The 22,033-nt window shown below is 72.7% G+C and carries 22 protein-coding genes and 1 pseudogene; 13 read left to right on the top strand and 10 right to left on the bottom strand.

Annotation, left to right across the window (positions count from 1 at the left end):
- Positions 1–65: 65 nt before the first annotated feature.
- A complete protein-coding gene (gene xylA / locus ACWD1U_RS26965) occupies positions 66–1,232 on the bottom strand; it encodes a xylose isomerase (RefSeq protein ID WP_451111271.1) in 1,167 nt (388 codons plus the stop codon).
- 116 nt (positions 1,233–1,348) lie between these two features.
- Here xylA and xylB point away from each other — a divergent pair, with 116 nt between their 5' ends.
- The 6 genes from xylB (at position 1,349) to ACWD1U_RS26935 (ending at position 7,870) form a co-directional block, all read left to right on the top strand.
- Positions 1,349–2,794 carry a xylulokinase gene (gene xylB, locus ACWD1U_RS26960; protein ID WP_451111269.1) on the top strand — a complete coding sequence of 482 codons (1,446 nt, stop codon included), beginning with the start codon at positions 1,349–1,351 and terminating at the stop codon, positions 2,792–2,794.
- Between the two features lie 15 nt (positions 2,795–2,809).
- Entirely contained in the window at positions 2,810–4,018 is a 1,209-nt protein-coding gene (locus ACWD1U_RS26955; RefSeq protein WP_451111267.1) for an ROK family protein, read from the top strand.
- Between the two features lie 224 nt (positions 4,019–4,242).
- Complete coding sequence (locus tag ACWD1U_RS26950; protein WP_451111265.1) at positions 4,243–4,842, top strand: N-acetylmuramoyl-L-alanine amidase; 600 nt, start codon at positions 4,243–4,245, stop codon at positions 4,840–4,842.
- A gap of 89 nt (positions 4,843–4,931) precedes the next feature.
- Complete coding sequence (locus ACWD1U_RS26945; protein ID WP_451111264.1) at positions 4,932–5,327, top strand: luciferase domain-containing protein; 396 nt, start codon at positions 4,932–4,934, stop codon at positions 5,325–5,327.
- A 3-nt stretch (positions 5,328–5,330) separates the two neighbouring features.
- A complete protein-coding gene (locus ACWD1U_RS26940) occupies positions 5,331–6,503 on the top strand; it encodes a bifunctional class I SAM-dependent methyltransferase/NUDIX hydrolase (protein ID WP_451111262.1) in 1,173 nt (390 codons plus the stop codon).
- Between the two features lie 128 nt (positions 6,504–6,631).
- Positions 6,632–7,870 (top strand): phosphodiester glycosidase family protein, encoded by a 1,239-nt coding sequence (locus ACWD1U_RS26935; protein WP_451111260.1) that lies wholly within the window; start codon positions 6,632–6,634, stop codon positions 7,868–7,870.
- 2 nt (positions 7,871–7,872) lie between these two features.
- On the opposite strand, the gene ACWD1U_RS26930 is transcribed toward ACWD1U_RS26935, so the two are convergent.
- From ACWD1U_RS26930 to ACWD1U_RS26905, 6 genes are all read right to left on the bottom strand, one after another.
- Positions 7,873–8,067, bottom strand: a complete 195-nt coding sequence (locus ACWD1U_RS26930) for a hypothetical protein (RefSeq protein WP_451111258.1) — start codon at positions 8,065–8,067, stop codon at positions 7,873–7,875.
- Positions 8,068–8,289: 222 nt separating this feature from the next.
- Positions 8,290–9,153, bottom strand: a complete 864-nt coding sequence (locus ACWD1U_RS26925; RefSeq protein WP_451111256.1) for a phosphatidylinositol-specific phospholipase C/glycerophosphodiester phosphodiesterase family protein — start codon at positions 9,151–9,153, stop codon at positions 8,290–8,292.
- 207 nt (positions 9,154–9,360) lie between these two features.
- Positions 9,361–10,434, bottom strand: a complete 1,074-nt coding sequence (locus tag ACWD1U_RS26920) for an acyl-CoA dehydrogenase family protein (protein ID WP_451111254.1) — start codon at positions 10,432–10,434, stop codon at positions 9,361–9,363.
- Positions 10,431–11,612 carry an acyl-CoA dehydrogenase family protein gene (locus ACWD1U_RS26915; RefSeq protein WP_451111361.1) on the bottom strand — a complete coding sequence of 394 codons (1,182 nt, stop codon included), beginning with the start codon at positions 11,610–11,612 and terminating at the stop codon, positions 10,431–10,433. Before ACWD1U_RS26915 ends, ACWD1U_RS26920 begins: the two co-directional genes overlap by 4 nt.
- Before the next feature lie 20 nt (positions 11,613–11,632).
- Positions 11,633–12,598, bottom strand: a complete 966-nt coding sequence (locus tag ACWD1U_RS26910; RefSeq protein WP_451111252.1) for an NADPH:quinone oxidoreductase family protein — start codon at positions 12,596–12,598, stop codon at positions 11,633–11,635.
- A 120-nt stretch (positions 12,599–12,718) separates the two neighbouring features.
- On the bottom strand, positions 12,719–13,291 hold the full coding sequence (locus tag ACWD1U_RS26905; RefSeq protein WP_451111250.1) for a helix-turn-helix domain-containing protein: 573 nt from the start codon (positions 13,289–13,291) through the stop codon (positions 12,719–12,721).
- Between the two features lie 78 nt (positions 13,292–13,369).
- On the opposite strand from ACWD1U_RS26905, the gene ACWD1U_RS26900 reads away from it, so the two are divergent.
- The 5 genes from ACWD1U_RS26900 (at position 13,370) to ACWD1U_RS26880 (ending at position 18,072) form a co-directional block, all read left to right on the top strand.
- The gene (locus ACWD1U_RS26900) at positions 13,370–14,290 is read left to right on the top strand and encodes an NAD(P)/FAD-dependent oxidoreductase (RefSeq protein WP_451111248.1); all 921 of its coding nucleotides are present in this window, start codon (positions 13,370–13,372) and stop codon (positions 14,288–14,290) included.
- Between the two features lie 64 nt (positions 14,291–14,354).
- Positions 14,355–15,893 carry an ATP-dependent DNA ligase gene (locus tag ACWD1U_RS26895; protein WP_451111246.1) on the top strand — a complete coding sequence of 513 codons (1,539 nt, stop codon included), beginning with the start codon at positions 14,355–14,357 and terminating at the stop codon, positions 15,891–15,893.
- Positions 15,890–16,348 carry an NUDIX domain-containing protein gene (locus ACWD1U_RS26890; protein ID WP_451111245.1) on the top strand — a complete coding sequence of 153 codons (459 nt, stop codon included), beginning with the start codon at positions 15,890–15,892 and terminating at the stop codon, positions 16,346–16,348. The genes ACWD1U_RS26895 and ACWD1U_RS26890 overlap by 4 nt, the downstream gene beginning before the upstream one ends.
- A 76-nt stretch (positions 16,349–16,424) precedes the next feature.
- Positions 16,425–17,810 carry an NADP-dependent succinic semialdehyde dehydrogenase gene (locus tag ACWD1U_RS26885; protein ID WP_451111243.1) on the top strand — a complete coding sequence of 462 codons (1,386 nt, stop codon included), beginning with the start codon at positions 16,425–16,427 and terminating at the stop codon, positions 17,808–17,810.
- A 25-nt stretch (positions 17,811–17,835) separates the two neighbouring features.
- The gene (locus tag ACWD1U_RS26880; RefSeq protein ID WP_451111241.1) at positions 17,836–18,072 is read left to right on the top strand and encodes a DUF6213 family protein; all 237 of its coding nucleotides are present in this window, start codon (positions 17,836–17,838) and stop codon (positions 18,070–18,072) included.
- A gap of 50 nt (positions 18,073–18,122) precedes the next feature.
- On the opposite strand, the gene ACWD1U_RS26875 is transcribed toward ACWD1U_RS26880, so the two are convergent.
- The gene (locus tag ACWD1U_RS26875) at positions 18,123–18,791 is read right to left on the bottom strand and encodes a thiaminase II/PqqC family protein (RefSeq protein ID WP_451111239.1); all 669 of its coding nucleotides are present in this window, start codon (positions 18,789–18,791) and stop codon (positions 18,123–18,125) included.
- Between the two features lie 212 nt (positions 18,792–19,003).
- On the opposite strand from ACWD1U_RS26875, the pseudogene ACWD1U_RS26870 reads away from it, so the two are divergent.
- A pseudogene (locus ACWD1U_RS26870) lies at positions 19,004–19,258 on the top strand (cupin domain-containing protein); the annotation flags it as partial.
- Here the strand turns inward: ACWD1U_RS26870 and ACWD1U_RS26865 are convergent.
- On the bottom strand, positions 19,258–20,484 hold the full coding sequence (locus tag ACWD1U_RS26865) for an acyl-CoA dehydrogenase family protein (protein WP_451111237.1): 1,227 nt from the start codon (positions 20,482–20,484) through the stop codon (positions 19,258–19,260). The pseudogene ACWD1U_RS26870 and the gene ACWD1U_RS26865 overlap by 1 nt on opposite strands.
- A gap of 173 nt (positions 20,485–20,657) precedes the next feature.
- Here ACWD1U_RS26865 and ACWD1U_RS26860 point away from each other — a divergent pair, with 173 nt between their 5' ends.
- On the top strand, positions 20,658–21,302 hold the full coding sequence (locus tag ACWD1U_RS26860; protein ID WP_451111235.1) for a TetR family transcriptional regulator: 645 nt from the start codon (positions 20,658–20,660) through the stop codon (positions 21,300–21,302).
- 72 nt (positions 21,303–21,374) lie between these two features.
- On the opposite strand, the gene def is transcribed toward ACWD1U_RS26860, so the two are convergent.
- Positions 21,375–21,914 carry a peptide deformylase gene (gene def, locus ACWD1U_RS26855; RefSeq protein WP_451111233.1) on the bottom strand — a complete coding sequence of 180 codons (540 nt, stop codon included), beginning with the start codon at positions 21,912–21,914 and terminating at the stop codon, positions 21,375–21,377.
- Positions 21,915–22,033 lie beyond the last annotated feature (119 nt).

Below are 22,033 nucleotides of genomic sequence, written 5' to 3'. Positions count from 1 at the left end.
GGAGCATGCCGGGGCCGTCGGCCGGTCACAGTGACCGGCCGACGGCCCCGCACCCGCGCGTGAGGTCAGCCCCGGGCGCCCAGCAGGTGGTCCATCGCCAGCTGGTCCAGGTGCTCGAAGGCCATGCCGCGGGCGGCGGCCGCCTCGACGTCGAAGGCCTCGAAGGCCGACCGGTCGGCGAGCAGGGCCTGGAGGCCGTCCGCGGCGGTGGGCTGGGCCAGCTCGTCCAGGCGGGCCGCACGCAGGGCCTGCTGGACCTCAGGGTCGGCGCGGAAGGCGGCGGCGCGCTCCTTGAGGATGAGGTAGTTGCGCATGCAGCCGGCCGCCGAGGCCCACACCCCGTCGAGGTCCTCGGTCCGCGGCGGTTTGAAGTCGAAGTGCCGGGGGCCGGTGTAGCCGGCCGATTCCAGCAGGTCGACCAGCCAGAACGCGGAACGCAGATCGCCGGCGCCGAAGCGCAGGTCCTGGTCGTACTTGATGCCGGACTGGCCGTTGAGGTCGATGTGGAACAGCTTGCCCGCCCACAGCGCCTGCGCGATGCCGTGCGGGAAGTTCAGCCCGGCCATCTGCTCGTGCCCGACCTCGGGGTTCACGCCGTACAGCTCCGGACGCTCCAGGCGCTCGATGAACGCCAGGGCGTGGCCGACGGTCGGCAGCAGGATGTCGCCGCGCGGCTCGTTCGGCTTGGGCTCGATCGCGAAGCGCAGGTCGTAGCCCTGGGAGGTGACGTACTCGCCGAGCAGGTCGAAGGCCTCCTTCATCCGGTCCAGGGCGGCGCGGACGTCCTTGGCGGCGCCGGACTCGGCACCCTCCCGGCCGCCCCAGGCCACGTACACCTGGGCGCCGAGCTCGACGGCGAGGTCGATGTTGCGAATGGTCTTGCGCAACGCGTAGCGGCGCACGTCGCGGTCGTTGGCGGTGAACGCGCCGTCCTTGAAGACCGGGTGCGTGAAGAGGTTGGTGGTGGCCATCGGGACCTTCATGCCCGTGGCGTCCAGCGCCTGCCGGAAGCGCTTGATGTGGGCCTCGCGCTCGGTGTCGCTCGAGCCGAACGGGATCAGGTCGTCGTCGTGGAAGGTGACGCCGTGGGCGCCGAGCTCGGCCAGGCGCTGCACCGTCTCGACCGGGTCCAGGGCACGCCGCGTGGCGTCGCCGAAGGGATCCCGCCCCTGCCAGCCGACGGTCCACAGGCCGAAGGTGAACCTGTCCTCGGGGGTGGGCTGGTAGCTCATGCCGCGGCTCCTTGCTCGCTGAGGCTATTTCGTCATGCCGATTTACAAATTAGTATGCGAGCACCTTCCTGGGAAGAGACAAGGTGTCTCGGGACGAGAGCAGAGGGAGAAACCCGATGTCAGCAGCCGAGGGTCCGCTCGTCGTCGGCGTGGACTCGTCCACCCAGTCGACCAAGGCGCTGGTCGTCGACGCGTCGACCGGCCGGGTCGTCGCGAGCGGTCAGGCGCCGCACACGGTCTCCTCGGGGGCCGGGCGCGAGAGCGATCCGCGCCAGTGGTGGGACGCGCTGTGCGAGGCCCTGCGCCAGTGCGGTGACGCGGCGCACGAGGCCGCCGCGGTCTCGGTCGGCGGTCAGCAGCACGGCCTGGTCACCCTGGACGACCGGGGTGAGCCGGTGCGACCCGCCCTGCTGTGGAACGACGTGCGCTCGGCGCCGCAGGCACGCCGGCTCACGGAGGAACTGGGCGGCGCGAAGCTCTGGGCCGAGCGCACCGGAAGCGTCCCCGCCGCCTCCTTCACGGTGACCAAGTGGGCCTGGCTGGCCGCGCACGAGCCGGAGGCGGTCCGCGCCACGAAGTCCGTGCGCCTCCCCCACGACTACCTGACCGAGCGGCTCACCGGGCAGGGCACGACCGACCGCGGCGACGCCTCCGGGACGGGCTGGTGGGCGTCCGGGACGGAGGCGTACGACGAGGAGATCCTGGCGCACGTGGGGCTGGACCCGGCCCTGCTGCCGCGGGTGGTCCGGCCCGGCGAGGTGGCGGGCACGGTGCGCGACGGGCATGACCTGCCGTTCTCCAAGGGCACCCTGGTCGCGCCCGGCACCGGCGACAATGCCGCCGCGGCGCTCGGTCTCGGGGTGCGTCCGGGCGTGCCGGTGATGAGCCTCGGCACCTCGGGCACGGTGTACGCCGTGTCGCACCGGAGGCCCACCGACCCGAGCGGGACAGTGGCCGGTTTCGCCGACGCCCGCGGCGACTGGTTGCCGCTGGCCTGCACCCTGAACTGCACACTCGCTGTCGACCGCGTGGCGACACTGCTGGGCCTGGACCGCGAGGCCGTCGAACCCGGCACGGCCGTCACTCTGCTGCCCTTCCTGGACGGCGAACGCACCCCGAACCTGCCGAACGCCTCCGGCCTGCTGCACGGCCTGCGCCACGACACGACCGCCGGCCAGCTCCTCCAGGCCGCCTACGACGGTGCCGTCCACTCCCTGCTCGGCGCGCTCGACCTGGTCCTCGACGAGGACGCGGACCCCTCGGCGCCCCTGCTGCTGATCGGCGGCGGCGCCCGGGGCACGGCCTGGCAGGAGACCGTACGACGGCTGTCGGGGCGCCCCGTGCAGCTGCCCGAGGCCAAGGAACTGGTGGCGCTCGGCGCCGCCGCGCAGGCGGCCGGGCTGCTGACCGGGGAGGACCCGGCGGCGGTCGCCCGACGCTGGGACACGGCCGCCGGGCCGGTGCTCGACGCCGTCGAGCGGGACGAGGAGACGCTGGCCAGGATCGCCGGGGTACTCTCCGACGCGGCTCCGCTGCTGGAGCGGCCCACGAACACCCACTGAGGACTGGCGTCAGGCATGACCGCACCGCTGCACGATGCTCACCCCGTCGGGCCGCGACGCGCACTGCCCGACACCCAGCAGGGCATGCGCCGCCGCAACCTCGCCCGTGTCATGCACGCCGTCCGCGCCGAAGGGCCGATCTCCCGGGCCGCCGTCGCCTCGCGCATCGGCCTGACCCGGGCGGCGGTGTCGACGCTCGTCGACGAACTGATCCGCTCGGGGCTGCTCGAGGAGCTGGGGCCCGAGCGGCCCGGCCGGGTGGGCCGCCCCGGCTCCGCGCTCGCCGTCAGCGGACGCGGCCCGGCCGGGATCGGCGCGGAGGTCGGCGTCGACCATCTCGCGGTCTGCGCCGTCGACCTCACCGGCACGACGCGCTCGCGGGCGATACGTCAGGGCGCGAACCGCGGGCGCTCCCCCGGGCCCGTGGCAGCGGAGCTCACCGAGCTGATCCGGCAGGTCGTCGCCGAGGCGGAGGGCGAGGGCCTGCGGCCGGCGGGGCTGGCCGTGGCCGTACCGGGTCTGGTGGCGCGCGACGCCCGCACGGTGGTCCGCGCCCCGAACCTCGACTGGCACGACACCGACCTCGGTGAGCTTCTGCCGGCGGACCTGCCGCTGACCGTGGACAACGAGGCCAACTTCGGTGCGCTGGCCGAACTGTGGCTCGGCGACGGCACGCCGCGCGACTTCCTGCACGTGTCGGCGGAGATCGGCATCGGTGCGGCGGTCGTGGTGGACGGGGGACTGTTGCGCGGCACCCGCGGTTTCGCGGGCGAGTTGGGACACATGCCGGTCCGGCCCGACGGGCCGGAGTGCGCCTGCGGCGGGCGCGGGTGCCTGGAGCAGTACGCCGGTGAGGAGGCGGTGCTGCGTGCGGCCGGTCTGGAGCCGGACCAGGACCGTGTGGGACTGCTCGCGGGGCGCGCCGCGCAGGGCGACGAGGACGTCCGCCGCGCCCTGCGCGACGCGGGCACGGCGCTCGGGGTGGCCCTGACCGGGGCCGTCAACCTGCTCGACCCGGAGAGCGTCGTGCTGGGCGGCGAACTGTCCGGGCTGGCGCCCTGGCTGCTGCCCTCGCTGCAGGACGAGTTGGCACGACGCGCGCAGGGTCCGGCCTGCCCGGTGTCCGTGTCACGGCTGGGCCCTCAGGGTCCGCTGCTCGGAGCCGCGCACTCGGTGGTGCGGGCGGTCCTGGACGACCCGGCGGCGTTCGCCGGGCAGCCCTGAAGACGGTTCGAGACCAACCGGCACCGGACGGACCCGCTTCTGCAATCCCCCGACCGGGTGAGCGCGTTGTCCACATCTCCGGATCCGTCCACGGAATCGCATCGCTTCCTTCTGACCGACCGGCAGGCGCCGTAACTTGATCGACGCGGGCCGCGACCACGACGGCCGCCGCTCTCCGCAGTTGATCGAGTGATACCCGCAGTCGACCCCGGAAGGACACCCTCATGGACCGCACGACTCCTCTACCCGGCAGGCGAGGCATCCTGATGGGCGCCGCCCTCGCCGTCCCGTACGCCCTGCTCCCCGACGCCCGGGCCCACGCCCGGCGCCATGCCGTGGACCACCCCGGTGCCGCGTGGCACCCGGCGAGCCGCGCCAACTACACGCCGTCGAACCGCCCACGCGCCCATCCCGTGAACTACGTCGTCGTCCACGTCGCGCAGACGACCTACTCCGGCACCGTGTCCGTCTTCCGCAACCCCAGGCAGAAGGTGTCCGCGCACTACGTGGTGCGCTCGTCGGACGGCCGCGTGGCGCAGTGCGTACGCGAGGCCGACATCGCCTGGCACGCGGGGAACTGGGACTACAACACCCGCAGCATCGGCATCGAGCACGAGGGCTGGGTGGGCCGGCCCGAGTACTTCACCGACGCCATGTACGAAAGCTCGGCCCGGCTCACCGCGGCGATCTGCGCGAGGTACGACATCCCCCCGGACCGCGCGCACATCATCGGCCACCACGAGGTACCCGGCAGCGACCACACCGACCCGGGCCGGCACTGGGACTGGAAGCGCTACCTCAGACTGGTCAAGAACTACGCTTGACACGCCGGTTGGTTCCTCCCTACCTCACGTCCCGGTGACAAATCACTCAACCTCTGGTTGCGGCGGGGTGATCAGGCGACGATAGGACCATGACTCTGGCCCAGCGCGCCATGGAGCGCCTGCAGGCCTGGCCCGACCTGATGGCGGGCCCGGCGAGTTGCGGTACCGGACGGGCGCTTCGTTCCGCCCGCGACGAGATCGTCCACTTCCACTCGGCACGGGACGTGGACCTCCACCTCACCCGCCGGGCCATCCAGCGCTTCCGGTACGACCTGGCCGGTTCGAGTGCGATCCATCTGCTGCCCGGATCGTGCTGGGTGACGGTCCACCTCGACTGCGAGGCGGACGTCGATCTGTTGCTCAGCCTGGTGAGCATCGCCCTCAAGGCCCACCAGACCCCGCCCGCCGGCGACGAGCCGCGGCCGGTCGGCTGCAACTTCCACCGGGTCACGGTGCTGCCGCGTGACGCCGTGGCGGGAGGCTGAGCCGTGGCGGACGAACCGGAGGCCGTCAACGCGGGGGCCTGGGAGGCGTACGGGGCACACCATCTACGGCGTGGCACGGTGCTGTCCGAAGCGGCCCGGATCGACTGGGGGTTCGAGGGCGGCGGGCCGGGCACCGAGATCCTCGGGGATCTGACAGGCCGGCGGGTGCTGGATCTCGGGTGCGGTCCCGCGCGGCACGCCGCCCATCTGGTCCGGTCCCAGGGCGCGCTGGTGGACGCGGTCGACGCCTCGGCGGGGCAGTACGAACGGGCGAGCGCCCGTTACGGCTCGCTGCCCGGGCTGCGGCTGATCCTGGCCGACGGGGTGGAGCATCTGCGTTCGGCGGAGCCGTACGACGTCATCTACTCGGTCAACGCCGTCCCGTTCATCGACCCGCACCGGCTGCTGCCCGCCCTCTCCGGGGCGCTGAGGCCGGGCGGCAGGCTCTGCTTCACGGCGCTGCACACCAACTCGCGCGGTGACGGACCCTCGGACCGGATCGCCGCGCGGCCCGAGACCTTAGGGCTGGCCGGTGGCGGTGAGGTCACCGTGCACATGTGGGTCCTCACACCGCATCTCTGGACGGGGTTGCTCACCGAGTACGGACTGCGCGTGGAGCAGGTCGACGTCCTCGACACGCCGCAGGCCGGCAACCACGCGTCCTACCTGCTGTTCCAGGTGACACGACCCGTCCGGGTCTCCTCCCGGCCGCGCGTCGCCAAGCCGCCGCCTGCGCACGCGGCGCTCGGGGTGGGTGCGGTGCTGTACGGGCCCCGCGGCCTGCTGCTGGGCCGGCACCGACGCGGGACGTGGGAGCTGCCCGGCGGGACGGTGGAGCCCGGGGAGTCGCTGCGGGAGACGGTGGTGCGCGAGCTCGGCGAGGAGACCGGGCTCGAGGCCCGGCCGGAGGACGTCCGGCTGCTGGGGACGCTCCTGGACGACGTGGGCGGTGTCGTCCGGGTGACCGTGGCGGCCCGGGTCACCGCCTGGCGGGGCGAGCCGGCGGACCAGCCCGGGGAGAGCGTGGGCCGTTGGCGCTGGTTCGACCTGGACCGGTTGCCGGAGCAACTGTTCGTGTGCAGCGCGCAGGCCCTCACCGCCTGGCGGCCCGGCCTGCCGATCGACCACACCCCCGCGCACTTCACGCCGTACGCCACCGGAACGGGTGACGGCTGAAGTACCCGGAGGGGTGCGTTCTTTCAGCCGTTCCCGCGTAGTTTGCGCTCAGCAGCCCTGCCGGCCCCCGTGCTCTGGTGCACTCCCCCTGAGACGTCCCGACAGTTGACGAGGCATCAGGGGGCACGGTGGCAGGTCGTCACAGGCGACGGGGAGCAGGCAGAGCGGTCCTGGCGTCGCTCACGGCGTTCGGCGCGCTGGCCGGCGCGGCCCTGGCGGGGGCGGCTCCGGCCGGCGCCGTCCAGAGGGGCGCACGGGTGGCGCCGGGCGTCACGTACGAGGAGTTCGACATCAAGGCGGCCAAGGGGGTGACGCACGCGCACGTGCTGAGGGTCGACCTGAGCAATCCGCAGGTGCGGGTCGATCTGCTGTACCCGGGGGCGGTGGCCTCGCGCGCCCAGGTCTCGCGGATGGCGAACGCGCAGGGGGCGGTCGCCGGTGTCAACGGCGACTTCTTCAACATCACCGAGCCGCAGTACCCGGGCGTCGAGGCGACCGGTGCGAGCGTGGGTCCGGCGATCGCGGCCGGCCGGACGCTCAAGGCGGCCGTGCCGAACGGGCAGCGATTCGGGCCGGCGCTGCCGCCCGGCACGTCCACCGAGGACGTGTTCGGCGTGGACGCCGAGGGGCGGGCGCGGCTGGACCGGCTCGCCCTGGACGGCTCGGTCCGTACGGCCGAGGCACAGGTGCCGCTCGGCGGCCTCAACCAGTACGCGCTGCCGGTGGGTTCGGTCGGCGCGTTCACCGCCGAGTGGGGCAGCGGCTCCCGGGTGCGCGCCACGTGCGGCACGGACACGGACCGGACCGCGCCCTGCAGCACCGACACCTACGAGGTGACGGTCCGCGACGGCGAGGTCGTGTCGGCCGTCGACACCCCGGGCAGCGGCCCCATCGCAGCGGGGACGACCGTGCTGGTCGGCCGGGAGGCGGGCGCCCAGCGGCTGCGGAAGTTCTCCACGGGCGAGCCGATCGAGGTCGAACACCGCCTCGTGGCGGCCACGGACGGCGCCGCGTACCGCCTCGCCCTCGGCGGCTACCCGGTCCTGGCCGGCCACCGGCCGCTGCCGGGTCTGGACGACACGACGTCGGCCGTCCGTACGGCCGTGGGTATCGCCGACGGCGGACGGCGTGTACTGCTGCTCGCGCTGGACGGCGCCGCCGCCTACCGCAGCGGCCTGACGATCGCCGAAGTGGCCGACATCATGCGGAAGCTGGGCTCCGACGACGCCTTCAGCCTGGACGGCGGCGGGTCGTCGACGCTGGTGGCCCGGAAGCCGGGCGCGAGCAGCGTCGCGGTGCGCAACCACCCCAGCGGCGGTGCCGAACGGGCCGTCCCGAACGGCATCGGCGTGTTCTCCGGGACGTGACGTCAGGGCCGCAGGCCGCTGACGATGTCCGCCGTGGCCGTGAGGCCGCTGTGGATGGTGGGGGCGATGCTGGTGCTGGCCAGGTAGAAGCCGAGCAGCAGACAGACCAGCGCATGGGAGACCTTCAGCCCGCCGTTGCGCAGGAAGATCACCGCCAGGATCGAGAGCAGCAGCACCACAGAGATGGAAATGGCCATCGTCAACTCCTCCGCCACGCCGCCTTGTGCGGTTCACGGCGTTCGGCCGTAAGTGTGGCGCAGCGGAGGGTTCGTCCGGGCGGCTGACCTGTCCGCCGAACGTGTGATGTCCACCCGCGGGCCCGGCTTCCCCGGGGCCTGTCGTCACCTTCCCGTCGTCGCCCGGAGGGCGGCCCCGCGGTGCCAGGCCGCGCGACCCGGGCGGGCATGGTGCAAGGACCCCTAAGCCGCCCGCCGGGCGTCCAGGAACGCCTCGAGTCCGGCGAGGTCGTCGGTGTTGAGGTGATCGACGTCCGCGGCGAGCAGTTCGCCCCACAGTGCGTCGCGGGCGGGTCCGGCCAGGTCCGGGGTCGCCCAGAACCGCACCCGCTGCCTCCGCGCGTGGGCGGCCGTGACGATGCCTCGCAGCTTCTTCCGCTCGGCCTCCGGGAAGGCTCCGACGCCCTGCCAGGTGAAGTGGAGCGTCCAGTTGTCGCTGATCAGCGGGATGAAGGAGGCCGGTGCCTGGCTGCCGAGGTCGGCGAGGCGGCCGTCGTAGAAGGCGCGCCGGACGGTCTGGGCCGCCATGGGCACACGGGCCGCGCGGTCGCCGGAGATCACCGCGGTGACGGGGCCGGGGAAGACCCGGCCGTGGGCGTATGTGGTGAACAGGTGCCGGTAGCGCCGGAGGTGGCGGTCGAGTTCGAGGTACGTCGACGAGCCCTCGGTCTTGATGTCGACGAGCAGGTGCAGCGGGCGGCGATGCCCCCGGTACACCGAGCCGCGGTTGGCCCGGACACGGGCGGCCAGCGGGTCGAGGTAGAGGGATTCGAGTGTGCGGGAGGGGTCGAGGTCCTCCGGGTCGTGGGCGACGAGGAGTTGGTCGCCCACGAGGTGGATGTCGGCCTCGACGCTGCCGAAGCGGTGGTCGAGGGCGTCGAACAGCGGGCGCGGGTGTTCGTAGTCGTTGTGGGCGTGGGCGCGCCACAAGGGGCGCGGCCGATGCCGTCGTTCGTCGGCCAGGGCGTCGGCGGCGGGGAGGGCGACCGAGCCCGCGAGGGCGGCGCCGAGGGTGGTGAGGGCTCTGCGACGGGTGGTGAGGAGCATGCTCTGCCTCCCTGGGAGTGCCGTACGGGAACCCTGCGAGTATGGGGTCCCGGACGGACCAAGAAGCAGGCCTGTGCACGGAGTTGGCCGGACTGCCGCCATGCGTTCACTTCACCCGGGCAGGGGCACGCGAAAAGGCCCGCCCCTGGTGGGACGGGCTTCTCCGCGCTTTCCCCGGGCTGTTGCCCGGAGTCGGCCAGGTGTATGTCAAGGGGCCTGGAGGTCGGCCAGTTCGGCCAGTGCCTCCCGGTGGGCGCCCGCCGTGCCGTAGGCGATCGAGTCGGCCTTCGCGCGCTTCAGGTACAGGTGCGCCGGGTGCTCCCACGTCATGCCGATGCCGCCGTGCAGTTGCACTGCCTCCTCGGCGGCGTGGACGGCCACGGGTGCCGCGTAGGCCTGGGCGACGGTGACGGCCATGTCGGCGTCCTCGCCGGTGGCCAGGGCGTCGGCGGCGTTGCGTGCGGCCGCGCGGAGGCCAGCGACCTCCAGCCACAGCTGGGCGAGGCGGTGCTTGAGCGCCTGGAAGCCGCCGACGGACCGGTTGAACTGCTTGCGTTCCTTGAGGTAGCGGACGGTCTCCGTGAGCGTCCACTCGGCGACCCCGAGCTGTTCGGAGGCGAGCAGTCCGGCTCCGGCGCGCAGGGCCCGGCGTACGGCGGGCTCGGCGTCGCCCAGCAGTCGGCCCGGCGCCCCGTCCAGGGTGACGGTCGCGAGCGGCCGGGTCAGGTCCAGGGAGATCTGCGGGGTGACGGTCGCGTCGGTGGCGTCGACCGCGTACAGGCCGCCGTCGTCGCCGGGTACGAGCAGGACGCCGGCGACGGCCGCGTCCGCGATGCCGGTCAGTTCGCCGCGCAGCACGCCGCTCTCGTGCCGGACGACCTTGTGGGCGGCGCCCGGGGCGACATTGAGGGACACCGCGAGGGCGCCGATCGTCGTGCCGGTCGCGAGTTCGCGGAGGAGGTCGTCGGTGCCGCAGGCCAGCAGCGCCTCCGTGACGACGACCGCGCTCGTCAGATACGGCACGGGCGCGACCGCGCGGCCCAGTTCCTCCAGCACCACGGCGGCTTCCCGGTGCGTTGCGCCCTGCCCGTCCAGTTCTTCGGGCACCAGCAGGCCCGCGAGGCCCATGCCGTCGGTGAGGGTCTTCCACAGGGCCAGGTGGTGCGGGGCGTCCGACTCGGTGCGGGCGATGACGCCGGGGGCGTCGCAGTGGTCGGTGAGCAGGTCGCGGACGGCGGCGCGCAGCGCCTCCTCCTCTTCCGAGTACAACAGGTCGCTCATCGGGCGAGGTCCTTCCAGGCGACGTCCTTGTCGGTGCGCGGCTCGGCGGGCAGGCCCAGGACGCGTTCGGCGACGATGTTCAGCAGGACCTCGGTGGTCCCGCCCTCGATGCTGTTGCCCTTGGAGCGCAGATAGCGGTAGCCGGCCTCGCGGCCGGTGAAGTCGACCAGCTCCGGGCGCCGCATGGTCCAGTCGTCGTACAACAGGCCCTGCTCGCCGAGTAGTTCCACCTCCAGGCCGCTGATCTCCTGGTTGAGGCGGGCGAAGGCCAGCTTCATGCCGGCGCCCTCGGGGCCTGGCTGGCCCGCGACGAGCTGCTGGCGCAGCCGCTCCGCGGTGAGGCGGGAGACCTCGGACTCCACCCACAGCTTCAGCAGCCGCTGACGCAGGTCGTGGGTGCGCAGCTCGGGCCGTTCACGCCAGGTCTTGGCGACCGGGCCGATCATGCCGCCCTCACGGGGCAGTCGCATGCCGCCGATGGCCACGCGCTCGTTGTTCAGCGTGGTCTGCGCGACCTTCCAACCGTCGCCGACATCGCCCAGGCGCCGAGCGTCGGGGATGCGGACGTCGGTGAGGAACACCTCGTTGAACTCGGCCTCACCGGTGATCTGCCGCAGTGGCCGCACCTCGACGCCCGGGTCGGTCATGTCGCACACGAAGTACGTGATGCCCCGGTGCTTGGGCACGTCCGGGTCGGTGCGGGCGATGAGGATCGCCCAGCGGGCCACATGGGCGCTGGACGTCCAGACCTTCTGCCCGTTGACGACCCAGACGTCGCCCTGGCGGACGGCCCGGGTGCCGAGCGCGGCCAGGTCGGATCCGGCGCCCGGCTCGCTGAACAGCTGGCACCAGACCTCCTCCCCCGTCCACAGCGGCCGGAGGTAGCGCCGCTTCTGCTCGTCGGTGCCGAACTGAAGGATCGTCGGCGCGGCCATGCCGAGGCCGATGCCGATGCGCCGCGGGTCGTTGTCGGGCGCCCCGGCCGCCTCCAGCTCGGCGTCCACGACGGCCTGGAGGGAGCGGGGCGCGCCGAGTCCGCCGAGGCCCTCCGGGTAGTGCACCCAGGCCAGTCCGGCGTCGAAGCGGGCCCGGAGGAAGTCCAGGCGGTCGGTCGAGGCGGGCGGATGCGCGGCCAGCAACTCCCGCGTGCGGCGGCCGAGTTTCTCGGCGCTGGCCACACCGCGCTGCTGTGCGCTGGTCACGCTGCCTCCCCCAGTACGACGGCGATCCGGCCGGTGGTCAGGCCGTCCGCCACCTTCTGCACGGCGGCCGCCGCCCCGCCGAGCGGCAGGCGCTCGCTCACCAGCGGCTTGATGGCGCCCCGGGCGGCCAGCTCGGTGAGCTGCTCGTGGCAGTGCCGGACCAGCTTCGGGTGCTTGGTGTGGTACAGGCCCCAGTGCAGGCCCAGGATCGAGTAGTTCTTCACCAGGGCGTGGTTCAGACCCGGGCTGGGGATCGTGCCGCTGGCGAAGCCGACGACGACGATGCGCCCCTCGAAGGCGACGGCCTTGGCGGACTGGGTGTAGGCCTCGCCGCCGACCGGGTCGTAGATCACGTCTGCGCCCCGGCCGCCGGTGGCCTCCTTGACGGCGGCGACGACGTCCTCGGAGTGCCGGTCGATCACGACGTCACAGCCCAGCTCGCGGGCGACGGCCGCCTTCGCGGAGCCGCCGACGACACCGATGACGGTGGCGCCGGCGGCCTTCCCGAGCTGCACGGCCGCGCTGCCGACCCCTCCTGCGGCAGCGTGGACGAGCAGGGTTTCGCCGGCCTCAAGACCGGCCCGGCGGTGCAGGCCGAACCAGCCGGTCTGGTAGCCGATGTGCAGGGCGGCGGCCTCGGCGTCGTCCAGGGCGTCCGGCGCGGGCAGCAGGGCGGCAAGGTCCGCGACGGCGTACTCGGCGAAGCCGCCGTGCGGCAGCGCCGGATTGGCGATCACGCGGCGGCCGTCCGCGGTCTCGCCGCAGATCTCCACGCCCGGGGTGAACGGAAGCGGCGGCCTGACCTGGTACTGGCCGCGGCACAGCAGGGCGTCCGGGAAGTTGATGTTGGCCGCCCGTACTTTCAGCAGGACCTGGCCGTCGCCGGGGGTGGGCGGCTCCACCTCCTCGAGCCGCATCACCTCGCCCGGCTCGCCGTTCTCGTGCACGTGCCATGCCTGCATGCGGGGCCTCCACGGGGGACTGCTTCGTCTGACCGGGGTCGGTTCGCATACTAAGCGGTCGCTTGCCGATCAGGGAACAGCCTCCGGCAGATGAGTCAGGCCATCCGGTATGCCCGTACGTCACGCCCGCTTCGGCCGCGCGCGCACATGCATCCGCTCGCCATGCGGCCCGAACAGGCTGAGGAATTCCACGGGCCCCTCCCCCGTCGACCCGAACCAGTGCGGCACCCGGGTGTCGAACTCGGCGGCCTCGCCGGCCGTGAGCACCACGTCGTGCTCGCCGAGCACCAGGCGCAGCTTCCCGGACAGCACGTACAGCCACTCGTAGCCCTCGTGCGTTCGCGGATCCGGCTCCTGGCGGCGCTGGGGTTCGAGCACTTTGTAGGCCTGGAGGCCGCCGGGCCGGCGGGTGAGCGGCCAGTGGGTGCGGCCGAACATCACGATCGGCTTCGACCGCACCCGCGGATCACCGGCCGGCGGGGCCCCGACCAGCTCGTCCAGGGCCACCCGGTGAGCGCGCGCGATCGGCAGCAGCAGTTCCAGACTGGGTTTGCGCAGGCCGGACTCCAGCCGCGAGAGGGTGCTCACGGAGATGCCGGTGGTCTCGGAGAGCGCCGCCAGGGTCACCTCCCGCTCCTTGCGCATCTGCCGCAGCCGAGGGCCGACGCCCGCCAGTACCTCGTCCGTAGTCATGGTCGTATTGCAGATTCGGCAAACACGTTTGTCAATACCGGGGGCCGGAGGGACGCTCGCCGGTGGAGGTGGTCACCCATGACCGAGAAGTACGCAGTGGTCGTCATCGGCGGCGGTGCCGCGGGCCTGTCCGCCGGGCTGGTGCTGGGGCGGGCCCGGCACCGCACTCTGATCGTCGACGCGGGTGAGCCGCGCAACGCGCCCGCCGCGCACATGCAGGGCTACCTGTCGCGGGACGGCATGCCGCCCGCCGAGTTCCTCGCGATCGGCCGGGAGGAGATCGCGCGCTACGGCGTCGAGCTGGTGCGGGAGCAGGTGGTGGAGGTCGAGCAGGGCGAGGACTTCACCGTGGTCCTGGCCGGTGGCCGGACCGTACGCGCCCGGCGGCTGGTCGTCGCGACCGGGCTGAAGGACGAGCTGCCGGCCGTCCCCGGGGTCGCCGAGCGGTTCGGCCGGGACGTGCTGCACTGCCCGTTCTGCCACGGCTGGGAGGTGCGTGACCAGCCGTTCGGGGTGCTGGCCTCCAGCGCGGCGAGCGCGCACCAGGCGCTGATGGTGTCCCAGTGGTCGAAGGACGTGCGGTTCTTCCTGCACACGGTCGCCGAGGAGGAGCTGTCCGACATCGACCTGCGCAGGCTGGCCGCGGCCGGGGTGGATGTGGTGCCCGGCGAGGTCGCGGGGCTGGTGGTCGAGGACGACCGGCTCACCGGGGTCCGGCTGGCCGACGGCACGACGCACGCCCGCTCAGTGCTGTTCGTCGGCCCGCGACCGGTACCGCGGACGGGTCTGCTGGAGCGGCTCGGCGCCGAGCTGCACGAGACGCCCTTCGGCGCGTACCCGGTGGTCGACGCGAACGGCCTGACGACCGTGCCGGGCGTGTGGGCCGCTGGCAACGCGATCGGCTTCGCCGAGCAGGTCGTGCACGCGGCGAGCGGCGGGTACCGGGCGGCCTCCGCGATCGTCGGGGATCTGCTGATGGCGGACCTGGACGCCCGCTGAGGGCTCTCACCGGTGACACCCCGGCCGGGGTGTGGAGGCGGCCCCTCCGGTGCACCATGACTGCATGCTGCTGCACCGGCTGGCCCGAGTGTCCCAGGAGGTCGCCGCCACCTCGGCGCGGTCCAGGAAGACGGCCCTGCTCGCGGAGCTCTTCCGGGACGCGGAGGCGGACGACGTGCCGATCGTCATCCCCTACCTGGCCGGACGGCTGCCGCAGGGCCGGATCGGTGTCGGGTGGAAGGTGCTCGGCCACCCGGTTCCCCCGGCCGCCGAGCCGAGCCTGACCGTCCGGGACGTGGACGCCCGGCTGTCCGCGCTCGCCAAGGTCTCCGGCCCCGGCTCCCAGGCGGAACGCACCCGGCTGGTCGGGGAATTGATGGGCACGGCCACCGAGGACGAGCAGCGGTTCCTGCTCGGGCTGCTCACCGGCGAGGTGCGGCAGGGCGCGCTGGACGCCGTCGCGGTCGAGGGCCTGGCCCAGGCGACCGGGGCGCCCTCCGCGGACGTACGGCGGGCCGTGATGCTCGCGGGCTCCCTCCAGGCGGTCGCCGAGGCCCTGCTCGCCGACGGCCCCGCCTCCCTCGACCGGTTCCGCCTCACCGTCGGCCGCCCCGTCCTGCCGATGCTGGCCCACAGCGCCTCCTCGGTCGCCGAGGCGGTGGACAAGCTCGGGGCCTGCGCGGTCGAGGAGAAGCTGGACGGCATCCGCGTCCAGGTGCACCGGGACGGCGACACCGTACGGCTCTACACCCGCACCCTCGACGACATCACCGACCGACTGCCCGAAGTGACGACCGCCGCCCTTCAGTTGCGGGGCGAGCGGTTCGTCCTCGACGGCGAGGTGATCTCCTTCGACGAGGCCGGGCGCCCCCGCTCGTTCCAGGAGACCGCCGGACGGGTCGGCTCCCGCACGGACGTGGCGACGGCCGCCCGCGCGGTCCCGGTCTCCCCCGTCTTCTTCGACGCGCTGTCCGTCGACGGCCACGACCTGCTCGACCTGCCGTTCGCCGAGCGGCACGCCGAGCTGGCACGCCTGGTGCCCGAGCCGATGCGGGTGCGGCGTGCGCTGGTGTCCGGGCCGGACGGCACGTCCACCGCGGAGGAGTTCCTCGCCGAGACCCTCGAGCGCGGCCACGAGGGCGTCGTCGCCAAGGCTCTCGACGCCCCCTACAGCGCGGGCCGGCGCGGCGCGTCCTGGCTCAAGGTCAAGCCTGTCCACACCCTCGACCTGGTGGTCCTGGCCGCCGAGTGGGGCCACGGCCGCCGCACCGGCAAGCTCTCCAACCTCCACCTCGGCGCCCGCACGGCCGACGGCGGCCTCGCCATGCTCGGAAAGACCTTCAAGGGCATGACCGACGCGATGCTCACCTGGCAGACCGAACGGCTCCGGCAGCTCGCCGTCGACGACAACGGCCACGTGGTGACCGTCCGCCCGGAACTCGTCGTCGAGATCGCCTACGACGGCCTGCAGCGCTCCACCCGCTACCCGGCCGGCGTCACCCTCCGCTTCGCCCGCGTGATCCGCTACCGCGAGGACAAGCGGCCCGAGGACGCCGACACGGTCGAGACGCTGCTGGCCGCCCATCCGGAGGTGAGGCCGTGAAGCGCAGTGCGGGTCTGCTGCTCTTCCACCCCACCGACGACGGCCTCGAAGTGCTGCTCGGCCACATGGGCGGCCCCTTCTTCGCCCGGCGCGACGCCGGGGCGTGGACCGTCCCCAAGGGCGAGTACGAGCCCGACGAGCCCGCCTGGGACGCTGCTCGCCGCGAGTTCGAGGAGGAACTGGGGCTGCCCCCGCCCGACGGGGAGGCCATCGCCCTGGGCGAGGTCCGGCAGACCAACGGCAAGATCGTCACGGCCTGGGCGGTCGAGGCGGACCTCGACCCGGCGACGATCGCGCCCGGCACGTTCCGGATGGAGTGGCCGCCGCGCTCCGGGCAGCTCCAGGAGTTCCCCGAGCTGGACCGGGTGGCGTGGTTCGGCCTCGACCGGGCCCGCGCGGTGATCGTCAAGGCGCAGACGGCGTTTCTCGACCGCCTGGCGGAGCACTCGCCCTGAGGAGACGCTCCCGCGTTGCGGTCACCTGCGCCACGCGGGAGGGTCGGACTACAGCCCGCACCGAGGGAGGTCAGCCATGCCCATCGCGACGGTGAACCCGGCGAACGGCGAGACGCTCAAGACGTACGAGGCCATGGGCGAGGAGGAGATCGAGCGGCGGCTCCAGCTCGCGGAGGCCACGTTCCGCACCTATCGGACGACGACCTTCGACGAGCGGGCCCGGATGCTGCACCGGGCCGCCGACCTCCTCGAGGAGGACCAGCAGGACATCGCCCGCGTGATGACCACCGAGATGGGCAAGCCGATCCAGCAGGCCCGGGCAGAGGCCGCGAAGTGCGCCAAGGCGATGCGCTGGTACGCCGACCACGCCGAGGAACTCCTCGCCGACGAGGAACCCGCCGACGCCGACGTCAAGGACTCCGGGGCGTCCCGCGTCCTGGTGCGCTACCGGCCGCTCGGCCCCGTGCTGGCGGTCATGCCGTGGAACTTCCCGCTGTGGCAGGTGATCCGCTTCGCCGCGCCCGCGCTGATGGCGGGGAACGTGGGCCTGCTCAAGCACGCCTCGAACGTCCCGCAGACCGCCCTCTACCTGGAGGACCTCTTCCACCGGGCCGGCTTCACCGAGGGCTGCTTCCAGACACTGCTGATCGGCTCCGCCGCGGTCGACGAGATCCTGCGCGACGAGCGGGTCAAGGCGGCCACCCTCACCGGCAGCGAGCCCGCGGGCCGCGCGGTGGCCTCCACCGCCGGGGAGATGGTCAAGAAGACGGTGCTGGAGCTGGGCGGCAGCGACCCGTTCGTCGTGATGCCCTCCGCCGACCTCGACCGCGCGGCGAAGGTCGCGGTGACCGCGCGGGTGCAGAACACCGGGCAGTCCTGCATCGCCGCGAAGCGGTTCATCGTGCACACGGACGTCTACGACGCCTTCGCCGAGCGCTTCGCCGAAGGCATGAGGGCGCTGAAGGTCGGCGACCCCCTGTCCGACGACACCGAGGTCGGGCCGCTCTCCAGCGAGCAGGGGCTGCGCGATCTGGAGGAGCTGGTCGACGACGCGGTGCGCGGCGGAGCGGAGGCGCTGTGCGGTGGCGAACGGCCGGACGGGCCGGGCTGGTACTACGCGCCGACCATCCTCGCCGGCATCACCCGCGAGATGCGGATCCACCGGGAGGAGGCGTTCGGGCCGGTCGCCACCCTGTACCGGGCGGCCGACCTGGACGAGGCGGTGCTGATCGCGAACGACTCGCCGTTCGGATTGAGTTCCAACGTGTGGACACGGGACGAGGCCGAGGTGGACCGGTTCGTCCGGGACCTGGAGGCGGGCGGTGTGTACGTCAACGGGATGACGGCCTCCCATCCGGCGTTCCCGTTCGGCGGGGTGAAGCGGTCCGGGTACGGGCGTGAGCTGTCCGGGCACGGAATCCGGGAGTTCTGCAACATCACCACTGTTTGGCATGGTGCGTGAGTGTTGCGGGGCTACGATCCCGTCTGTGAACCGCGAAGTGACTCTGCCTCTGATCGTCGACAACCGCGGGACCTTGCAGGTGGCTGCGGCGGATGTCAGCAAGCTGCTGCGGACGGTGGGGGGCCGGTGGGTGCGGCTTGTCGAGGCCGGGGAGTCGGGGCTCGACGAGGACACGGTCGCCGCGTTGACGATCGAGCTGGCGAAGCTGGCCGACCGCATCGATGTCGCCTGCATCGCGCACAGCAGTGGGGGCGCGCCCTGAGCTGTGCGTGTGCGGGTTCCCTGTGGCCGGCCGCGCAGTTTCCCCGCCTGCTACGAGAGCGGATCCACCAGCGCGGACCAGAACATCGCCTCGTATGTCTGAAGCAGTCGGCCGTGTGCACGTGCTCGTGCCTTGTCGAGGCGCCCGGCGTCCAGAGCCGCCCGCACCGCCTCCGTCGCCAGCCTGTCCAGCTCGGGTGACGGCTCCGCGAAGAAGTCGAAGAAGGCGCACGCCCCGTCCGTGAAACCGTAGTGGCCCCGCAGGGCCCCGGCGATCGTCGCGCAATAGCCGCCCCACGCCGAGAAGTTGGCGGCCAGGGCCAGGACGGCATCCGCGGGCGAGGCGTTGAGAGCCAGCCAGGCCACGTACGCGGGGTACGCCTGGCATCCGGGAAGCGGCTCGTACGACGCCTCCCGGGCCTCGTCCACGCCACATGCTCGCGCGAAGGTCACCAGCCGTTCCCCCGCCAGCGCCTCGCCCTCCGCGAGGGCCCTGAAGAAGGCCGCGGACTCCGGGTCGGTCGCGAGGGAACGCTCCGCCACGTACTCGAACGCGCGGCGGTCCGCGGGAATCACCCACATCTGCTCCAGGGCGAGCGCGGCGAGAGTGGAGCGGGGCGCCGTGCCGTCGGCGATCCGGGGGACCAAGGGGTTGGCCCGCGGGTCCGGAGCGAGGTCCGCGGTGGTCGTCTTCAGCAGGTCCCGGGCCGGGTGCGTCATCGCGTCCTCCGTCGTCGAGGTGTCGGGACGAGCGTGGCACGACGCCCCCGGATACGGAGCCGTCCGGCGCGAAGTCGGCGTGCCGGCAGGTGATCGCAGGGTTTACACCGGCGCGTGAGCGCCACGCCGACCACCCCCGACTGCAGCCGGCTCTCCGGCTGATCGAGAGCACCGGTGTGCGCACGCAACGGGCAGACGCGTGAATCCGCCCGGGCAACCGGGCGGAGCGGGCGACACCGGGAACGGTGATCGCCGTACCCCCGGGGGTGCCCCGCACGCATCAGTGAACCCGACGGACGAGCCCGCGAAGGCAACCATCCAGGCGAGCCCGCCGCCGGATCACGAGCGGCGCTTCGAGGAACTGCTGGAGATCCTCGGCAGCGCCGGTCCCCCGCAGGATCACGCGGCGATCCGGGAGCTACGGGCGAGGTACGACCATCGAGCAGCCGGCGCCGCTCAGCCGGCGTCAGCGGATGGGCTTGCCCGACAGCGTCCGGGCGATCACCAGACGCTGGATCTCGCTGGTGCCTTCGAAGATGGTGTAGATCGCCGCGTCGCGGTGCATCCGCTCGACCGGGTACTCCCTGGTGTAGCCGTTGCCGCCCAGGATCTGGATCGCCTGGGCCGTGACCTTCTTGGCGGTCTCGCTCGCGAACAGCTTGGACATCGAGCCCTCGGCGGCCGTGAACGGCTTGCCGTTGATCGCCATCCAGGAGGCGCGCCAGACCAGGAGCCGGGCGGCGTCGATGGACGTGCGCATGTCCGCGAGCTGGAACGCCACGCCCTGGTTGTCGATGATCGGCCGCCCGAACTGCTCCCGGGTCTTGGCGTAGTCGAGGGCGACCTCGTACGCGGCCCGGGCGGTGCCCACCGCCATGGCGCCGACGGCCGGGCGCGAGGCCTCGAACGTGGCCATCGCCGCGTTCTTCACCCGCTCCCCGCCCTGCCTGGCCTTCTCCCGCGCCCGGGCGAGCCGTTCGTCCAGCTTCTCCTTGCCGCCGAGCAGGCAGGAGCCAGGCACCCGCACGTTGTCGAGGACGACCTCGGCGGTGTGCGAGGCGCGGATGCCGTGCTTCTTGAACTTCTGGCCCTGGGACAGGCCCTCGGTGCCCGGCGGGACGATGAAGGAGGCGTGCCCCTTGGAGCCGAGCTCGGGGTCGACGACCGCGACCACGACATGGACGTTGGCGATACCGCCGTTGGTCGCCCAGGTCTTGGTGCCGTTGATCACCCACTCGTCCTTGGCCTCGTCGTAGACGGCCCGGGTGCGCAGGGAGGCCACGTCGGAGCCGGCGTCGGGCTCGGAGGAGCAGAACGCCGCGACCTTGACATCGCCCGCGTCGCCGTACATCTGGGGAATCCAGGTGCCGATCTGCTCCTCGGTGCCGTTGGCGAGGACGCCGACGGCGGCGAGGCCGGTGCCGACGATGGACAGGGCGATGCCCGCGTCGCCCCAGAACAGCTCCTCCATGGCCATGGGGATGCCGAGGCCGGTGGGGTCGAAGTACTGCTGGGCGTAGAAGTCCAGGGAGTAGATGCCGACCTTGGCGGCCTCCTGGATGACCGGCCAGGGAGTCTCCTCACGCTCGTCCCATTCGGCGGCCGCGGGGCGGATCACATCGGCGGCGAAGCCGTGCAGCCAGTCGCGGACCTCCTTCTGTTCGTCGTTGAGCTCCATGGTGAACTCGGCCATGTCGGTCCCCTCCAGCGGCGCACATGCATGTTACTTGCGGTAACAGCAGTCTGTTACCGGCGGGTAGTCCGCGTCAACTCCTACCGACCGGTCGGCACCCGTCCGATGGCCGGGACGTGCTTCAGTGTTACTTTGCGCAGGCGTCATGGAAACACCACGGGTGGGGAGAGCACATGGACACCACGCAGCGGACCGATCAGCAACGGTCCGCCGATCGCCGGCGGCGCGAGCTGCTCGAGGCCGCCGACCGAGTGGTGCTGCGCGACGGCCCGCAGGCCTCGATGAACGCGATCGCGGCGGAGGCCGGCATCACCAAGCCGATCTTCTACCGGCACTTCGGTGACAAGGGCGGACTTTACGCGGCGCTTGCCAAACGGCACACGGACGCGTTGCTGGACTCGCTGCGAGCGGCGCTGGACGCGCCGGCGGATCGGCGGGAGCGGGTCGAGGCGACCCTGGAGACGTACCTGGCGGCGATCGAGGCGCGGCCCCAGGTGTACCGGTTCCTGATGCATCCGGCGGAGGGGGTCCAGCCGGGGGATCCGGGATTCGATGTCGGCAAGCACAGTGCGCCGCTGTTGCGTCGGATGGGCGAGGAACTCGCCCAGGTCATCGGGGAACGACTGGACCTCGGGCCGGGCGGGCAGCAGCTGGCCCGGGTGTGGGGGCACGGGATCGTCGGCATGATGCACGCCGCCGGGGACTGGTGGCTGGGGGAACGGCCCTGTTCTCGGGCTGAGTTGGTGCGGAGTCTGGCGGACCTGTTGTGGGGACGTCTCGCTGCCGCGGGAGACCGGGTGGGCGGTCCGGGGTTCTGACCGTCGTGCGTCGCGTGCGGGCCGGTGGGGATTGTCCGCGCGGTTCCCCCCGGCCCTGAATGGCCAGGACACTCAGCGGTGCCAAGAAGCCCTGGCCATCTGGCGCATCAGCTTGCGGTGGCGCCGGCCCGTCAGGTGATCCGCGTAGATCCGGCCCTCCAAGTGGTCGCACTCGTGCTGGAGGCAGCGGGCGAAGAAGCCCGTGCCGTGGACGGTGACCGGGTCGCCGGTCGCCGTGAAGCCCTCGACCACCGCGTGGTCGTAACGTTCCGTGCCCGCTTCCAGGCCCGGGAGGGACAGGCAGCCCTCCGGGCCGCGGATCACCACTCCGTCCGCCTCGACCAGGCGGGGGTTGACCACATGGCCCAGGTGGCGGACGTCCTCGTCGTCCGGGCAGTCGTAGACGAAGACGCGCAGCGGCTCGCCGATCTGGTTGGCGGCCAGGCCCACCCCCTGGGCGGCGTACATGGTCGCGAACAAGTCCTCGACGAGTCGGGCCAGTTCGGGGCCGAAGCCGGTGACCTCCGCGCAGGGCGCGTGCAGGACGGGGTCGCCGTGCAGGGTGAGGGGTCTCACGCGGCCGTGGGCACCTGGGATGGGGCTGTGTCGCATGGCGGCAAGAGTAAGGTCCTGTCGGTCCGCGCCTCCCACACGAGTTCGTCACAGTGCCGCGGTTCGGGAGTGCGAATGGATCTCGATAGGCTGAGGTCCACACCACGTGGCCGTCAGGC

It is taken from the genome of Streptomyces sp. NPDC002788, assembly GCF_053592115.1.
This window is presented reverse-complemented; position numbering and strand designations above follow the sequence as displayed.

Bases quoted from the DNA above. Each gene is read 5' to 3' on its own strand.
- ACWD1U_RS26950 (WP_451111265.1), top strand. From the start codon at position 4,243: ATGGACCGCACGACTCCTCTACCCGGCAGGCGAGGCATCCTGATGGGC.
- ACWD1U_RS26885 (WP_451111243.1), top strand. From the start codon at position 16,425: ATGCCCATCGCGACGGTGAACCCGGCGAACGGCGAGACGCTCAAGACG.
- ACWD1U_RS26920 (WP_451111254.1), bottom strand. From the start codon at position 10,434: ATGAGCGACCTGTTGTACTCGGAAGAGGAGGAGGCGCTGCGCGCCGCC.
- ACWD1U_RS26955 (WP_451111267.1), top strand. From the start codon at position 2,810: ATGACCGCACCGCTGCACGATGCTCACCCCGTCGGGCCGCGACGCGCA.
- xylB (WP_451111269.1), top strand. From the start codon at position 1,349: ATGTCAGCAGCCGAGGGTCCGCTCGTCGTCGGCGTGGACTCGTCCACC.
- ACWD1U_RS26905 (WP_451111250.1), bottom strand. From the start codon at position 13,291: ATGACTACGGACGAGGTACTGGCGGGCGTCGGCCCTCGGCTGCGGCAG.
- ACWD1U_RS26865 (WP_451111237.1), bottom strand. From the start codon at position 20,484: ATGGCCGAGTTCACCATGGAGCTCAACGACGAACAGAAGGAGGTCCGC.
- ACWD1U_RS26925 (WP_451111256.1), bottom strand. From the start codon at position 9,153: ATGCTCCTCACCACCCGTCGCAGAGCCCTCACCACCCTCGGCGCCGCC.
- ACWD1U_RS26945 (WP_451111264.1), top strand. From the start codon at position 4,932: ATGACTCTGGCCCAGCGCGCCATGGAGCGCCTGCAGGCCTGGCCCGAC.
- ACWD1U_RS26930 (WP_451111258.1), bottom strand. From the start codon at position 8,067: ATGGCCATTTCCATCTCTGTGGTGCTGCTGCTCTCGATCCTGGCGGTG.
- ACWD1U_RS26895 (WP_451111246.1), top strand. From the start codon at position 14,355: ATGCTGCTGCACCGGCTGGCCCGAGTGTCCCAGGAGGTCGCCGCCACC.
- ACWD1U_RS26910 (WP_451111252.1), bottom strand. From the start codon at position 12,598: ATGCAGGCATGGCACGTGCACGAGAACGGCGAGCCGGGCGAGGTGATG.
- xylA (WP_451111271.1), bottom strand. From the start codon at position 1,232: ATGAGCTACCAGCCCACCCCCGAGGACAGGTTCACCTTCGGCCTGTGG.
- ACWD1U_RS26860 (WP_451111235.1), top strand. From the start codon at position 20,658: ATGGACACCACGCAGCGGACCGATCAGCAACGGTCCGCCGATCGCCGG.
- ACWD1U_RS26900 (WP_451111248.1), top strand. From the start codon at position 13,370: ATGACCGAGAAGTACGCAGTGGTCGTCATCGGCGGCGGTGCCGCGGGC.
- ACWD1U_RS26875 (WP_451111239.1), bottom strand. From the start codon at position 18,791: ATGACGCACCCGGCCCGGGACCTGCTGAAGACGACCACCGCGGACCTC.
- def (WP_451111233.1), bottom strand. From the start codon at position 21,914: ATGCGACACAGCCCCATCCCAGGTGCCCACGGCCGCGTGAGACCCCTC.